The following is a 14,444-nucleotide window of genomic DNA, read 5'->3' as shown; positions in this document are numbered from 1 at the left end:
TTTTAGTGGATGTATTTTATTAGATAGCTTTTACAGATGATTTTTTAGACAACATTTTTATACTACTCTTTTTAGATCATTTTATTGTAGAAAACTGATAGTAGATAGACGTTATAATAGTTAGTGAATTATTTTTACCAACCAACAATACATATATATTAAGGACAATTTATGAAAAAAATATTAACCACCACTGCGGCTGCTGTATCAATCGCCCTTTGTTCACTTGTTGCCAATGCGGCTGATTTCAAACCCGCTGTTGCTTATGATTCAACGGGTAAATTTGATAAATCATTTGGTCAAGCTGTCGCTGAAAATGGTGTTATTAAATTTATGGCGCAGTCTGATACTAAAGTACGTGAATTAGTACCTTCAAGTGACGCACAGCGTGAACAAGGTCTTGAGCGTCTAGCACGTAAAGGTTTCAGCCCAATTCTTGTTGTGGGTTTCTTATACGCAACGCCATTACAAAAAATAGCGGCTAAATACCCTGATAGCAACTTCATTATCATTGATGCTGTTGTTGACCTACCGAATGTAAAATCAGTGCTATTTAAAGAGCAAGAAGGTTCATTCCTTGTGGGTGCACTGGCTGCAATGAAGTCTAAAACAGCTAAAGTTGGTTTTGTTGGCGGTATGGATATTCCACTGATTCGTCGATTCGCTTGTGGTTATGAGCAAGGCGTAAAATTTGTTAATCAAGACGCTGAAGTATTCCAAAACATGACGGGTTCAACAAACGCAGCATGGTCTGATCCAGCACGTGGTTCAGAATTAGCAAAAAGCCAATTTAGTAAAGGTGCTGATATCGTATTTGCAGCCGCTGGCGGAACAGGCGTTGGTGTTTATCAAGCCGCTGCTGATGAAGGTAAATATGCAATTGGTGTAGACTCTAACCAAAACTACATTCACCCAGGTGTGATGTTAACGTCTATGGTTAAACGTGTTGGCGTTGCAACTGTTGATGCATTTAACGCAGCTGAAAAAGGTAACTTTACTGCTGGTATCCAAAATCTTGGCCTAAAAGAAAATGGCGTAGATTGGGCATTAGACGAGTTCAACCGCGATTTAATTACACCTGATATGGAAGGCAAAATTGCTGGTATCAAAGCACAAATAGTCTCTGGTGAAATCAAAGTACACGATTACATGAGTGATAATACTTGTAAGTACTAAATCTCCTCGAAAAAAATAATTATGCCTTCTTGTAGTCAACTCTTTGTTGCTAACAAGTAGGCATTTTTAGCGATCTTTATAAACGGACAGCATAGAGAAACTTAATTTATGTCTCAACCCCATAATCAACAAAATATTGCCTTAGAGCTCTGTGGTATCGATAAAAAATTCGGTGCGGTACATGCTAACTGTAATATCAACTTAAAGGTACCTGCAGGCACGATCCATGGAATAATTGGTGAAAATGGCGCAGGAAAATCAACCCTAATGAATATCATTTATGGGTTTTATATTGCTGATTCTGGCGATATTAAAATATCAGGTAAAGTACGTAAATTAACCAGTTCTAAAGAAGCAATACGTTATGGCATAGGCATGGTTCATCAACATTTCATGTTAGTTGATAATTTCAGTGTATTAGAGAATGTTATTTTAGGTGCCGAAAACGGTGCTTTATTAAAGCCTAGTTTAAAAAAAGCACGTACAGAATTAGAACGCTTAGCGAAAGAATACCGATTAGATGTCCCATTAGATGCCTTAATTGAAGATCTTCCTGTGGGTCTACAACAACGTGTAGAAATATTAAAAGCCTTATATCGTGGCGCCAAAATCCTTATTCTTGATGAACCAACAGGTGTGTTAACGCCTCAAGAAACAGATCACCTCTTTAAAATATTTGATGCGCTACGTGACAAAGGCGTCACCATCTTATTAATCACTCATAAATTAAGAGAAATCTTAGCAGCCACTAATAATGTATCAGTGATGCGCCAAGGTGAAATGGTCGCCCATCGCATAACTGCTGAAACCAATAAAGAAGAACTTGCAGAGCTAATGGTTGGGCGTAAAGTCAGACTTAAAGTAGAGAAATCAGTAGCAGCACCTGAAAACGAATTATTATCTACCTCAAAGGTAACTTACACCGATGAAATGGGAGTCGATCGCTTAAAAGACGTTTCTATCTCAATCAAATCTGGTGAAATCGTTGGTATTGCAGGGGTTTCTGGAAATGGACAGTCAGAACTAATGAGTGTATTGGCTGGACTAATCAAACCAAATTCAGGCCAAGTTAATATCGGACAAACATGTATTGACTCAATGCACCCAAGTTCTGCAGCACAAATGCGAGAGCTAGGTGTTGGTCATATCCCAGAAGATCGCCTAGTAATGGGATTAATAAAATCATTTAATGCAGAAGAGTCGGCTATTTTAGGCTATCAAAACTCGCCAACCTACAATGGAAAACTACTTAATAAACCAAAAGTGATTAACCAAGAATGTGCTCGTTTGATGGAAGAGTGGGATGTACGTCCTCGCGATCCTAAATTACGCAGTTCATTATTCTCCGGTGGTAACCAACAAAAATTAATTATTGGGCGAGAAGTCGATAAAAACCCAGATGTGTTATTGATTGGTCAACCGACTCGCGGTGTGGATATTGGTGCGATTGAATTAATTCATAAACGCATTATCGAATTACGAGATCAAGGAAAAGGGATCTTACTTGTCTCTGTAGAGTTAGATGAAATCATGGCTTTATCAGATCGTATTATTGTTATGTTTGATGGTCACATCGTTGGTGAAGTGAGTGCAGAGCAAGCAAATGAAAAAATCCTCGGCATGATGATGGCAAATATAATGCCTGATGAACTTTTATCAACAACACAACAAACAACATCTGGAGAGCAAATATGAATGACTCAAAGATTCCAGCATGGGTAAATATTATTGTTCTTCCTTTAATTAATATTCTTTTTGCCTTTGCTTTTTCTGCCATTATTTTTATTGCGGTTGACGTTAACCCAATTGAAGCAGCACAAACTATGATCAGTGGTGCACTCGGTTATCAAGAAGGGATTGGTTACACTTTTTATTATGCAACAAACTTTATTTTTACAGGTCTTGCTGTTGCTGTCGCCTTTTCTGCTGGTTTATTTAACATCGGTGGTGAAGGACAAGCTTATATCGGAGGACTGGGTGTTGGCCTTGTTTGTTTAGGCTTAGACCATACTTTACCTTTTTGGGCTATTTTACCGATCACTATGTTTGCCAGTATGGCATTTGGTGCATTATGGGCTTTTATTCCTGCCTATTTACAAGCTTATCGCGGTAGTCACATTGTAATTACCACCATCATGTTTAACTTTATAGCCTCTTCATTAATGGTTTATTTAATGGTGAATGTGTTGAACCAAGAAGGACAAATGGCACCCGTATCGCGTGTTTTTGAATCCTCAGCAGTCTTGCCGGGCTTTCATGAAATCGTTGGATGGTTTGGGTTCAGTTTTTCTGAATCACCGATGAATTTAAGTTTTCTTATCGCACTCGTTTGTTGTGTATTAGTTTGGTTATTACTATGGAGAACACGTTGGGGTTACGCGATACGAGCAATGGGAGCAAGCCCTTCAGCCGCTGAATATGGTGGAATTAACCGTAAACGCTTAATCATCATTGTCATGCTAATCTCTGGTGCTTTATCAGGTTTATTAAGCCTGAATGAAGTACAAGGTTACGGACAACAACTTAAATTAGGTTTTGTAGCAGGGTATGGTTTTACCGGTATTGCGGTTTGTTTAATCGGACGAAATCATCCTTTTGGTATTATTCTAGCGAGTGTTTTATTTGGTATTCTTTATCAAGGCGGTGCTGAGCTTTCTTTTGATTTCCCAAATATTGACCGTGAAATGATCCAAGTAGTACAGGCATTAGTTGTTTTATTTAGTGGTGCCCTTTCGTTAATGTTAGTAAGACCAACAGAGCGATTATTTGTATACCTTGATGCCAAAAAACAATCTAAAAATCAACTAGCAGCGGAGGCTTAAATTATGTATGAAAGTATCATTTTAATACTCGATGCGACCTTAAGGGTAGCTGCCCCACTTATTCTTGCTGCATTAGCTGGTTTATTTTCGGAGCGTTCAGGCATTGTAAATATTGCCCTTGAAGGAAAGATATTAGCTTCAGCATTTGCAGCTGCAGCCACTGCTTCAATAACAGGGTCGGTGACATTAGGATTATTAGCCGCCATGGCGACATCGGTTCTGTTAGCAATGCTACATGGTTTTGCGTGTATAACGCATCGTGGTGACCAAATAGTCTCAGGTGTTGCTATTAATATGCTGGCTGCTGGCTTAACCGTCACATTAGGTCGTTACTGGTTTGGACTTGGTGGTCAAACACCACCTTTATCGCAAGGTGAACGCTTTACGTCGATTACTTTACCAGGTGCTGATGCAATTGCAGACGTACCAGTGATTGGATTACTTTATAGTGAGCTCATATCTGGGCATAACATCTTAGTGTACTTATCACTATTAATTGTGCCTGTTTGTTGGTGGATCATCTTTAAAACACGTTTTGGCTTACGTTTACGTGCAGCAGGTGAAAACCCACATGCTGTTGATACAGCGGGTATCTCTGTTGCTTGGTTACGTTATCGAGCACTGATCTGTGCCGGTATACTAACAGGCATAGCGGGTGCTTATTTATCCACTGCACATAGTGCTGGGTTTGTGCCCAATATGAGTGCGGGTAAAGGTTATATCGCACTAGCCGCGCTTATTTTTGGTAAGTGGAAACCTGTTCCAGTGTTGTGGGGCTGTTTACTGTTCGGCTTCTTAGACGCGATGGCCATTCGACTACAAGGTGCGGAGTTACCATTTATTGGTGAAATACCAGTGCAAGCAATTGAAATATTACCTTATGTATTGACGGTATTGTTACTTGCTGGCTTTATTGGTCGCGCTGTAGGGCCAAAATCAATTGGTGTGCCTTACGTTAAATCTCGTTAGATTTGTATCTAGATTGCTGTTTTTTAGCAGCAATCTAGATTTATTAAAACTAAACGAAAATCACTTATCTACTCTATTACTCGACTTCATTTTAAAGTGCTTATTCCTCACAGCCTTTAATTAGATCACCACCAACAACCTACTACGAATTAACACTGACGATTCATCAAACAATATCAAGTCATTCAAGTGATAGAGAAATAGACAGAATTAAATTATATTAATCTAAGTCGCTGCCTGATGTATCAGGAATGGCTTTATTTTTAGCTCTATAAGGCGACATTCCACTCGTTATTATAGAGATTCTATTTAGATTACTTAATCAAGGATGTTAAAACGTTATGACCAATTTTTTAAAAAAATCACTCCTCACTATCGCACTTTGTAGTCCTTTTATAACACCGGCAGTATTAGCCAATGATCATGTCGAAACAGCAAACCCTTTACTGTATTCAGTGGCATGGAAACAAACAGCAGCAGAATACCAAGCGCTTTATTATCAAGGCTTTAATATCGCTCGTATGCACGTAGAACTCGCATTAGCTAAGCATAAAAAAGGCGATAAACCACTTGCTATCGTATCTGATTTTGATGATACCTTAGTACTGCCCCTTGATTACTGGGCAATGTTAGTCGACAAAAATATCGACTTTTTTGACGATCCGATTTGGGATGAATGGATCCCAAAAAATAAAATGGTCGCATCGCCAGGCTCAAAAGAATTTTTAGCCTTTTGTGCAGAGAATAATGTGGAAATTTTTTATATCACTAGTCGCGAACAAGGCGAAAGAACCTTTGAATATGCACTTGGTAATATCAAGCACTTAGGTTTCCCATTGAAAGATGAAAGCCATCTTACGGTGTTACGTGACACATCAAATAAAGAAACACGCCAGAACGAAATAATGAAAGATTATGATGTGGCTGTTTTTCTTGGTGATAGCCTAAATGATTTCCGTCGTAAATATTATGTCAAAGGCGATGTTGCAGGACGTAAAGCGAAGATGGAAGAAGACCGTGATTTATACGGTAAGAAATACGTATTATTCCCTAACCCAACCGATGGTCATTGGATGGCAGGTATTTTTGGCCAATCAGAACCTGAAGCTAACGATGAAAATAGAGAGAAGTTAAAACAAGCAGCAGCAGGTAAGCTTTAACCTTAAATAACATAATGTCAAAATAAAGCGTTAAAATAAAAAGCGCTATTGGATCTGTTCGATTAAATAGCGCTTTATTTTGATGAGTTTCCCCCTCTTTACGAAAGGCTATCTCTCCAGTCAACTAACGCTTCAATATGGGCAGGGCCAATACCGCAACACCCTCCGATAATATTTGCACCGAGGCTATGCCATTTTTTAGCAAATTGTAGATATTCTGCAGGTGATAAATCACGAGAACCTTGAACAGCTTCATTGGCTTTGTGAGTAGCTGAAATAGGCACAAAACTATTAGCGAACGCACCGATACTTATCTGCTGTTTACTATCTTCTGTATTAGTCTTTTCTTTATGCTCTGCATCGTTTATAACGCGTTCAATTAAGACTTTATTAGTATCACGTATCGCTTGCTCAATGACTTCAGGAATAGAACAGTTAAAGAAAATGCCATCAATATTACCTTCTCGCAAAATCGCTTCAATGGCCGTTGTCACCAACTCGCCAGAACGTAATCGTGCTGGTTCGCCAACTTGATCACTCAATGTAAATGCATAGTGACAAGGCTTTGTTGACCCTTTAAGCACCTTAACGATGACCAGTGCCTCTTCAACACTTGAAATGGTTTCAGCAAACCATAGGTCGACGTGTTGGTCCTGTGCGTTAAATAAAGTGCTTAATATTTCAAAAGCACGTTTGCTCTCAAATAAGTCAGGACGATAAGACCCAAAAGCAGGCGGTAACGATCCAGCGACTAAAACGTCTCTTTTCGACGACTTAACAACATCTTTCGCAATAACGGCAGCTTGCTCAGCTAATGCATACCCTTGCTGCTGATAACGTGTCTCGCCGAGATGAAATGGCACACAAGCATAGCTATTAGCAATAATAATCTCTGCACCTGCATCAATGAATCCTTGATGTGCTTGAGTCACATAATGTGGCGCTTCTATTAATGCTTGTGCACTCCAAAGTGGTTGAGAAAACGGTGCACCAATGCGCTTAAGTTCTCGTCCCATACCACCATCTAGTATTGTTAAATTTTTCATTATGGACTTCTATACGTCTAAATTAATATAGGCTTATTTAAACATATTCCAAGAAAAAACATAATGAAACTTCATCAGGGTAAAGATGAGGAAAATTCAATATATACCCGTCACTATTCAAGATGCAAAAATTAGCAAGTCGTGAAGTAGGCAGATTATAGGCATAAAAGTAAAGATTTAACGGGTTACTTCACGACGGCCTTACCGGTCATCAACTCGAACTGCATTGTAACGTTCGATAAAATTAGCCAATACCATCAACTGTCACTTTGTATTAGCGTCTGAGTGAACAACTGAATAATGCATCTTGATTGGTAACGGGTGTATGAGATTTTATCTTCTCTACCTAAACTTAATTTCTTAGTTTCTTAGTTTCTTAGTTTCTTAAAAAGATAAAATGAAGCGGGCGAAGTGAATGTTTTGTAGAATGGATTATCTCGAGCGGTTTATATACTCACCGATGTAAAAAAGATTTAATAATGTTTAAAAAATCTCAATATAAAATATCAACACATGGAAATACTTAATCACACCTGAATATATTTATAGTGACTGTAATCATTAGATTACACCTTTAGTTACCTCTCTCATTAGATTATAATGATAATATAAAAAGTTGACTTTTTAGTAAATTATCAAATAAATACAGCTCTATAACACTGGTTAATTAGTTATCTACTAATAGAATAGAATTTAATTATCCTAGGATACAAGATGTCTAATGTTCACCCCAAATTAATAGAAGTTGTGATTAATCAAACACCAAGAGCAATGGCTGCTATGTTGGTCGTTTCTTTTGCTTATTTGTTTATATTTATACCATTCATCCCCTTAATTTTTATTTTTACTTGGTTATTATTTCAAATAATATTAGCTGCATATCGTTTACAAAATGTAAAAATGTTTAAAGAACATTTACAAAATAAAGACACAATAAAAATAAATAAAACGGAAGTTTACTTTATTGTTTTGAACGTATTTCAAGCTGCAATGTGGGCTATTGCCTCACTTTTAGTGTTAGCCTATGCACCTCAGCCATTTGAGTTTGTTATGTTCTTAGTCTCTGTAGGGGTTATTACAGCAGCCACTTTATCCATGTCATCACTCTATAAAGCGTATTTAATCTTTATCTTTAGTCTTATTACACCTCAAATTTTGATCATGCTTTATTATGGAGACGAGCAGCATATCGCATTGGTTATATTTATTATGATCTATATTCCTGCAATTATTTTACTCTCTAAAACAATGTTAAATAATCGAATATCGAGCATTGAGGCACATGAAGCATTAGAGAAAAGTACCGAAAAATTTCGACAATTATCAATAACAGATGCACTCACTAATATTTATAATAGACGTTACTTTTTTGAAATCGCTAAAAATATAATTTTAATCGCCTCTAGAGAGCAAAAATGTACTGCTCTTTTAATGATTGATATCGATTATTTTAAACGTATTAATGATACTTTTGGCCATCAAGCAGGTGATTTTGTATTGATAGAACTAGTTAAGTCTATTAAAGGTAAGATGCGAAGTAGTGATCTTTTTGCACGTGTCGGTGGGGAAGAGTTTGCTATTTTACTTAATAACACATCACTTACTAAAGCAAAGGTTATCGCAGAGAAAATCCGTTCTATGATAGAGAATAAAGAGTTTATTTATAATACTGTTTCTATTAAAACAACCATCAGTATCGGTATATCTGAAGTCAATGAGGGTAACTTTTTACTTGAAAATATCTATAAAAAAGCAGATACACAACTCTATAAAGCAAAAGAAATGGGTAGGAATAGAGTCTGTCCATAACCTAAACAAACAGCGTTTATCTCTTCATGTTATAGAGTAATTTTAACTTGAGCGGTGACGGCTTTAATGAAAAAATATTAAAGCCGTAACATTTATGATATTAATCTAAGTTTTTTATTACTCACCGATACTTAGATTACTGCTTCGCTGCCTTTTTAATACGGTAGTTTTCAATCCAAACTCCTAAGGTTTCACGCTCTTCCTCTGTCATATTAGTTAAGTTTGCTAGCGGCATATCTTTATTTAATACGGCGCGAGAGTAAATTTTCTCATGCTGTGTTTCCACCGCTTCTATTGAATCAAGTGTAAATCCTAATGGCGCACTAGCAAACATTGCTGACGTCGGCGTTGCACTATGACATTCGGTACAATGCTTCTCTACAATATTCCAAGCTTGTGCATCTGAAATCTGTACAACATCAGCTCCCCCTTCATTAGTCGCAGCCACTCTCGGCGCAAAGCTTTCCCAAGGAGCAATCGCTAACATCAGTACGAAAAAAGCAGCAATACCACTGATTAAAACCGATGGTTTATTAATATGTCGATGCTTAAGGTTGAAGTAATGTCTTATCCACATCCCAATAACGATCAAAGCAATTAACACTAACCAACCATATTGATGTGTATAAGTGTGCGAAAAGTGATTACTTAACATGATGAAAATAATCGGCAACGTCGCGTAGTTATTGTGAATAGAACAAAGTTTAGCTTTTAACCCAACCGATGGATCTGGAATTCGCCCTGCTTCAACTTCTTTCACTAGATAACGCTGACCCGGCATGATGATGTGATAAACATTACCCGCCATACAAGTACCAATTAACGCACCAATATGGATATAAACCGCTTTATCGGCAAATAATTGGTCAAATCCCCAAGCCCATAAACCTAGTAATACAACACTTATTGCTGCGAATAAAAAACCATTTTTAACCAATGCTGAGTTACATAACGCACGATAAACAACATACCCAACCGCGATACTACCGAATGACGTCCCAATCGCCGCTAATTTAGTTAATTCACTTTTACTGCCGTCTAATAAATTAACATCAGCACCAACGTAATACAGCAAGCTAAACAACAATGTACCCGTGATCCAAGTCGTATAAGCTTCCCATTTAAACCAGTGTAACGTTGTTGGCATGTGCTCTGGGCCATTCTTATATTTAGCGACTTCATAAAAACCACCGCCATGTATCGCCCATAAATCACCACTAATGCCTTTATCAGCCTTTTCTTTCGGTGGTGTTTCTAAGCTATTGTCTAACCAAGCAAAATAAAACGATGCGCCGATCCATGCAATACCTGCAATTACGTGGAAATAGCGTAAAACTAAATGTGCTACTTCGATTAAATAATTTTCCATATTTGTTTATCCTGTCTATTTTTTGCTTTGTTATTTTTATTTTTTGAACTTTATCTGTATGTCTAACACCCTATTAACAATACATTTTTACTAGCTTCCTCGGTAAGTTGAATAACCGTATGGAGCTAATAACAAAGGAATATGGTGATGTCTTGAATCCTGTACTTTAAAGCTAATTTCAGCACTTGGATAAAAACCATCGATGCTTTGTTTTTCCCAGTAATCTTCAAGTGAAAAAACTATTTTATAAGTTGCAAACAACTGCTCAGATTCTTTACCTTGATACCACCCTGTCTCATGCCAATCATCAACTCGACCATCTTCATTAGTCATCGCTGAAGAGAGTAATGTCCATTCATTATCTTTTAAAATAAACAATTGAATTGCGATACTTGCAGCTGGTTTTCCTAATGCTGTATTGAGTATGTGCGTTGTAATTGGGTTGTTATTCATAATAATTTCTCCAAACGTATGTTAGTGATTTTAGCTTGCTCAGCTGCCGCAATACCCAACTCTATTGAGCGCTCGTTCCCAATTCTATTTCTAATTAAATCCAACATTTCTTGTGCACTTTTACCTGAAGCACAAACAATAAAGATAAAACCAAATTTCTCTAAATAAGTTTGGTTTAATTGAATCATCTCTTCTAATACTTTACTGTCAGCAAGCGACATACCAGCCTGTTCGTTGCTTGCTGTACCTGAAGTATTGGCATATTTTTCATGTAAAGTTTTTAGATTGCCTATCTGTGGATGACCCGTAAAAGCGATAAGGTAGTCTTCATCTGATAATTGTGAAAAAGCGTGTTTCGATGCAGCTAATAAAGCCTTTGAATCGACAAAAGGACGAGCACTAACCATAATTTCAATCCAATTAGGCGCACAGCAACAACTTTCAAAAACAGCATAAGCATCTTCTGTATTTGCCGTGTTTATTTCATTTAAACTCATCAACTTTCCTTTTCAAATTTACTCAATTATTTCTACTGTTTGACACGATTTAAAATGAGAAATAATTTTCTTATAAAGGCAAAATGACTCACACAAAAACTCGACATTTTTTAATTTAAGCCCATATATGGTGCAAATTAATTTAAAATGTACACTCTTGGTGCTTCTTGCCTCACTTTATATTCTGTTCGTATATAATGACAAAATTGCACCGTGTCATTTTTAATATCTATAACCTATTGTAATAAAAGGCTATAGAGCTTTTAGCATTTTTTATAGTAGTTAATTGCTTATTAATTAGATGCAGTTTTTAAATAACTGGTAAGCTTATTGCTAATATCATACCAACTTTGACCAATTGGACAGGTTACAGCAAAAACATCATAAATAAGGGGTGATTCATCGCATAATGTCGATGATATTGTTCTATCAAAACAGGTGTAATTAACAGCTGTTAATAACATTAATTAGATCATAATAATCTGTAATAAAAGGGATTTATCAATGAGCAATGTTAAGCGTTTAGCGATGCTTGGGATCACCAAGGAATACCCAGGCTGTAAAGCTAACGATGAGGTATTTCTAGATATAGAACATGGTGAGATCCATGCGCTGTTGGGAGAAAATGGCGCAGGTAAAAGTACCTTAATGAAAATGCTTTATGGTGTGGTAAAACCTGACTCAGGTAGCATTATATGGAATGGAAAACCTGTTTCTATTGACCAACCTTCGGTAGCACGCGGTTTAGGTATTGGTATGGTTTTTCAACACTTTTCATTATTTGAAACACTCACTGTTTCCGAGAATATCGCCTTAGTATTAGGTGACCAAGCTGGTAACTCAAAAACCTTAGCTGATCGTATCAAAACCACTTCAGAACGATACGGAATGCCACTCGACCCAGACCGCCGTATTTCGAGTTTATCAACAGGTGAGCGCCAACGTGTTGAGATTGTGCGTTGCTTATTATTAAATCTTCAATTACTTATTTTAGATGAACCTACCTCAGTATTAACTCCGCAAGAAGTCGACAATTTATTTAAAACATTAAGACAGCTAACCAAAGAAGGTTGTTCAGTACTGTTTATCAGCCATAAATTACATGAAGTCACAGAGCTGTGTGATAGTGCGACGATTCTACGTGCAGGTAAAGTCACTGGGCACTGTAATCCAAAGGAAGAAACATCAGAGTCCATCGCACGCATGATGGTCGGTGAAGATATTGCTATCAGTAATGATTGCCGTCGTTCATTAGGAACTGACGTATTTGCGAACATTGAAAACTTATCGACCACATCAACGGGGCAATTTGACGTTGCCTTGAAAAATATTAACTTGCAGGTAAAACGCGGTGAAATAGTCGGTATTGCTGGTATAGCAGGTAACGGACAAGAAGAGCTACTTAAAGCGTTATCCGGTGAAGATATTCACCCAAACTCAAAATCCATCACCTTTGCAGGGACAGTGATAGATCAATTAACACCATTACAACGTCGTCGTTTAGGTTTAGCCTTTGTTCCTGAAGATCGCTTAGGCCGAGGCGCAGTACCTGATTTAGATTTATGCGATAACGCCTTACTCACTAGCTTTGATTCAGGTTTAGTTAAAAATGGCTTTCTACGAAAATCTAAAATAGTTGAGTTAGCAGATAAAATAATAAAAAAATACAAAGTGAAAACAGCAGGTAATCATGACGCGGCTGCGAGTTTATCGGGTGGTAATTTGCAGAAATTCATTGTCGGTCGAGAAATAGATCAAGAACCTAACTTTTTACTGATGTCTCACCCAACATGGGGCGTAGATATTGGTGCTCAAGTGGCTATTCATGATGCAATTTTGCAGTTAAGAGATCGTGGTTGCGCTATCTTAATCGTTTCTGAAGACTTGGATGAATTGTATAAAATCAGTGATCGTTTAGGGGCTATTTGTGATGGTCAAATTTCACAATTTTTAGCGCCAGAAGTATTGCCTTTAGTTAAGTTAGGCCAATGGATGGCAGGTGATTTTGATACGACAACTGCTGACAATAAAGGAGTATCGCAACATGATTAAATTAGTCCCTCGCGCTCAAGCCTCTGCTAAGTGGGGATATTTATCGCCTATCTTAGCGGTATTTTTAACCTTAATTGCTAGCACTATTTTATTCATGGCATTAGGTAAAGATCCCGTAGAAGCGCTTTACACGTTTTTTATTAGCCCGATTGTCAATTGGTATGGCATTACTGAGTTATTGGTGGTTGCCATCCCAATCCTACTTTGTGCCTATGGCTTAGCTTTATGTTACCGCGCTTCTATCTGGAACATTGGCGCCGAAGGTCAACTGTTAACCGGCGCAGTAGTTGGCACTGTAATGGCATTGCAGTTTGTTGATTCGAGTAGCGCTTGGGCAATGCCTTTAACATTAATCGCAGGTATGGTCGGGGGCATGATTTGCTCAGGTATATCAGCGTTCTTGAATCTACGTTTAAATTGTAATGAAACGTTAGTGACGATCATGATGAACTACATCGCACTTAATACATTGTTATGGGCAGTTTACGGGCCATTAAAAGATCCTAATGGCTACAACTTCCCAGAAAGTGCCTTGTTTGGTGATAGCACCCTTTTACCTATTTTGTTTGAAGGAACGCGCTTACACGTTGGTTTATTATTAGTGGTATTGGCGCTTGTCGTGACATGGGTATTCATGAGTAAAACTTTCTTAGGTTTCCAAATCAAAGTACTCGGGTTAGATAAACCCGCTGCACACATGGCAGGTTACAAACAGAAAAAATTAGCGGCAATGGTGTTTTTAGTATCAGGGGCATTAGCAGGTTTAGCGGGCGCAGTTATTGTGACTGGCTCAACAGGGCAATTAATACCTGCCATTTCGCCAGGTTACGGTTACTCAGCTATCATTGTTGCCTTTCTTGGGCGTTTACACCCTGTGGGCATAACCTTAGCAGGGCTATTAATTGCACTACTGTTTATGGGCGGCGAAATGTCGCAAATGATCTTGAATTTACCCAGGTCAATAAGTGGGATATTACAAGGGTTGATACTATTCTTCTTACTTTCTTGTGACGTGCTTATTCGTTACCGAATTGCCTTCACGTTTAAGCGTTCAGGTTTAACTGCTACGGCAAAAAATTAAACAGTATTAA

12 protein-coding genes are annotated in these 14,444 nt (G+C 37.7%); 8 read left to right on the top strand and 4 right to left on the bottom strand.

Annotated elements, in window-relative coordinates; genetic code table 11:
* Positions 1–171: 171 nt before the first annotated feature.
* From V6255_RS02905 to V6255_RS02885, 5 genes are all read left to right on the top strand, one after another.
* Complete coding sequence (locus V6255_RS02905; protein ID WP_341626798.1) at positions 172–1,176, top strand: BMP family ABC transporter substrate-binding protein; 1,005 nt, start codon at positions 172–174, stop codon at positions 1,174–1,176.
* A 108-nt stretch (positions 1,177–1,284) separates the two neighbouring features.
* The gene (locus V6255_RS02900) at positions 1,285–2,871 is read left to right on the top strand and encodes an ABC transporter ATP-binding protein (protein WP_341626797.1); all 1,587 of its coding nucleotides are present in this window, start codon (positions 1,285–1,287) and stop codon (positions 2,869–2,871) included.
* Positions 2,868–3,998, top strand: coding sequence for an ABC transporter permease (locus V6255_RS02895; protein WP_341626796.1), 1,131 nt, complete (start codon positions 2,868–2,870; stop codon positions 3,996–3,998). The genes V6255_RS02900 and V6255_RS02895 overlap by 4 nt, the downstream gene beginning before the upstream one ends.
* Before the next feature lie 3 nt (positions 3,999–4,001).
* Positions 4,002–4,967 (top strand): ABC transporter permease, encoded by a 966-nt coding sequence (locus V6255_RS02890; RefSeq protein WP_341626795.1) that lies wholly within the window; start codon positions 4,002–4,004, stop codon positions 4,965–4,967.
* A gap of 341 nt (positions 4,968–5,308) precedes the next feature.
* On the top strand, positions 5,309–6,127 hold the full coding sequence (locus tag V6255_RS02885) for a 5'-nucleotidase, lipoprotein e(P4) family (RefSeq protein ID WP_341626794.1): 819 nt from the start codon (positions 5,309–5,311) through the stop codon (positions 6,125–6,127).
* A 98-nt stretch (positions 6,128–6,225) separates the two neighbouring features.
* On the opposite strand, the gene V6255_RS02880 is transcribed toward V6255_RS02885, so the two are convergent.
* Positions 6,226–7,173 (bottom strand): homocysteine S-methyltransferase family protein, encoded by a 948-nt coding sequence (locus V6255_RS02880; protein WP_341626793.1) that lies wholly within the window; start codon positions 7,171–7,173, stop codon positions 6,226–6,228.
* A gap of 714 nt (positions 7,174–7,887) precedes the next feature.
* On the opposite strand from V6255_RS02880, the gene V6255_RS02875 reads away from it, so the two are divergent.
* The gene (locus tag V6255_RS02875; protein WP_341626792.1) at positions 7,888–8,982 is read left to right on the top strand and encodes a GGDEF domain-containing protein; all 1,095 of its coding nucleotides are present in this window, start codon (positions 7,888–7,890) and stop codon (positions 8,980–8,982) included.
* Positions 8,983–9,118: 136 nt separating this feature from the next.
* On the opposite strand, the gene V6255_RS02870 is transcribed toward V6255_RS02875, so the two are convergent.
* The 3 genes from V6255_RS02870 to uraD form a co-directional block, all read right to left on the bottom strand.
* The gene (locus V6255_RS02870; RefSeq protein WP_341626791.1) at positions 9,119–10,351 is read right to left on the bottom strand and encodes a urate hydroxylase PuuD; all 1,233 of its coding nucleotides are present in this window, start codon (positions 10,349–10,351) and stop codon (positions 9,119–9,121) included.
* Between the two features lie 90 nt (positions 10,352–10,441).
* On the bottom strand, positions 10,442–10,804 hold the full coding sequence (gene uraH, locus V6255_RS02865; protein WP_341626790.1) for a hydroxyisourate hydrolase: 363 nt from the start codon (positions 10,802–10,804) through the stop codon (positions 10,442–10,444).
* The gene (gene uraD, locus V6255_RS02860) at positions 10,801–11,301 is read right to left on the bottom strand and encodes a 2-oxo-4-hydroxy-4-carboxy-5-ureidoimidazoline decarboxylase (RefSeq protein ID WP_341626789.1); all 501 of its coding nucleotides are present in this window, start codon (positions 11,299–11,301) and stop codon (positions 10,801–10,803) included. Before uraD ends, uraH begins: the two co-directional genes overlap by 4 nt.
* A 504-nt stretch (positions 11,302–11,805) precedes the next feature.
* Here uraD and V6255_RS02855 point away from each other — a divergent pair.
* Positions 11,806–13,353, top strand: a complete 1,548-nt coding sequence (locus V6255_RS02855) for an ABC transporter ATP-binding protein (RefSeq protein ID WP_341626788.1) — start codon at positions 11,806–11,808, stop codon at positions 13,351–13,353.
* A complete protein-coding gene (locus tag V6255_RS02850) occupies positions 13,346–14,434 on the top strand; it encodes an ABC transporter permease (protein WP_341626787.1) in 1,089 nt (362 codons plus the stop codon). Before V6255_RS02855 ends, V6255_RS02850 begins: the two co-directional genes overlap by 8 nt.
* Positions 14,435–14,444: the final 10 nt, after the last annotated feature.

The sequence above is a fragment of the Psychromonas arctica genome, from assembly GCF_038155225.1.
GTDB classification, from domain to species: Bacteria; Pseudomonadota; Gammaproteobacteria; order Enterobacterales; family Psychromonadaceae; genus Psychromonas; species Psychromonas arctica_B.
This window is presented reverse-complemented; position numbering and strand designations above follow the sequence as displayed.

Excerpts from the sequence above, each read along its gene's own strand:
- V6255_RS02875 (WP_341626792.1), top strand. The coding sequence starts at position 7,888 with ATGTCTAATGTTCACCCCAAATTAATAGAAGTTGTGATTAATCAAACA.
- V6255_RS02900 (WP_341626797.1), top strand. The coding sequence starts at position 1,285 with ATGTCTCAACCCCATAATCAACAAAATATTGCCTTAGAGCTCTGTGGT.
- V6255_RS02895 (WP_341626796.1), top strand. The coding sequence starts at position 2,868 with ATGAATGACTCAAAGATTCCAGCATGGGTAAATATTATTGTTCTTCCT.
- uraD (WP_341626789.1), bottom strand. The coding sequence starts at position 11,301 with ATGAGTTTAAATGAAATAAACACGGCAAATACAGAAGATGCTTATGCT.
- V6255_RS02880 (WP_341626793.1), bottom strand. The coding sequence starts at position 7,173 with ATGAAAAATTTAACAATACTAGATGGTGGTATGGGACGAGAACTTAAG.
- V6255_RS02890 (WP_341626795.1), top strand. The coding sequence starts at position 4,002 with ATGTATGAAAGTATCATTTTAATACTCGATGCGACCTTAAGGGTAGCT.
- V6255_RS02855 (WP_341626788.1), top strand. The coding sequence starts at position 11,806 with ATGAGCAATGTTAAGCGTTTAGCGATGCTTGGGATCACCAAGGAATAC.
- V6255_RS02905 (WP_341626798.1), top strand. The coding sequence starts at position 172 with ATGAAAAAAATATTAACCACCACTGCGGCTGCTGTATCAATCGCCCTT.
- V6255_RS02850 (WP_341626787.1), top strand. The coding sequence starts at position 13,346 with ATGATTAAATTAGTCCCTCGCGCTCAAGCCTCTGCTAAGTGGGGATAT.
- V6255_RS02870 (WP_341626791.1), bottom strand. The coding sequence starts at position 10,351 with ATGGAAAATTATTTAATCGAAGTAGCACATTTAGTTTTACGCTATTTC.
- uraH (WP_341626790.1), bottom strand. The coding sequence starts at position 10,804 with ATGAATAACAACCCAATTACAACGCACATACTCAATACAGCATTAGGA.
- V6255_RS02885 (WP_341626794.1), top strand. The coding sequence starts at position 5,309 with ATGACCAATTTTTTAAAAAAATCACTCCTCACTATCGCACTTTGTAGT.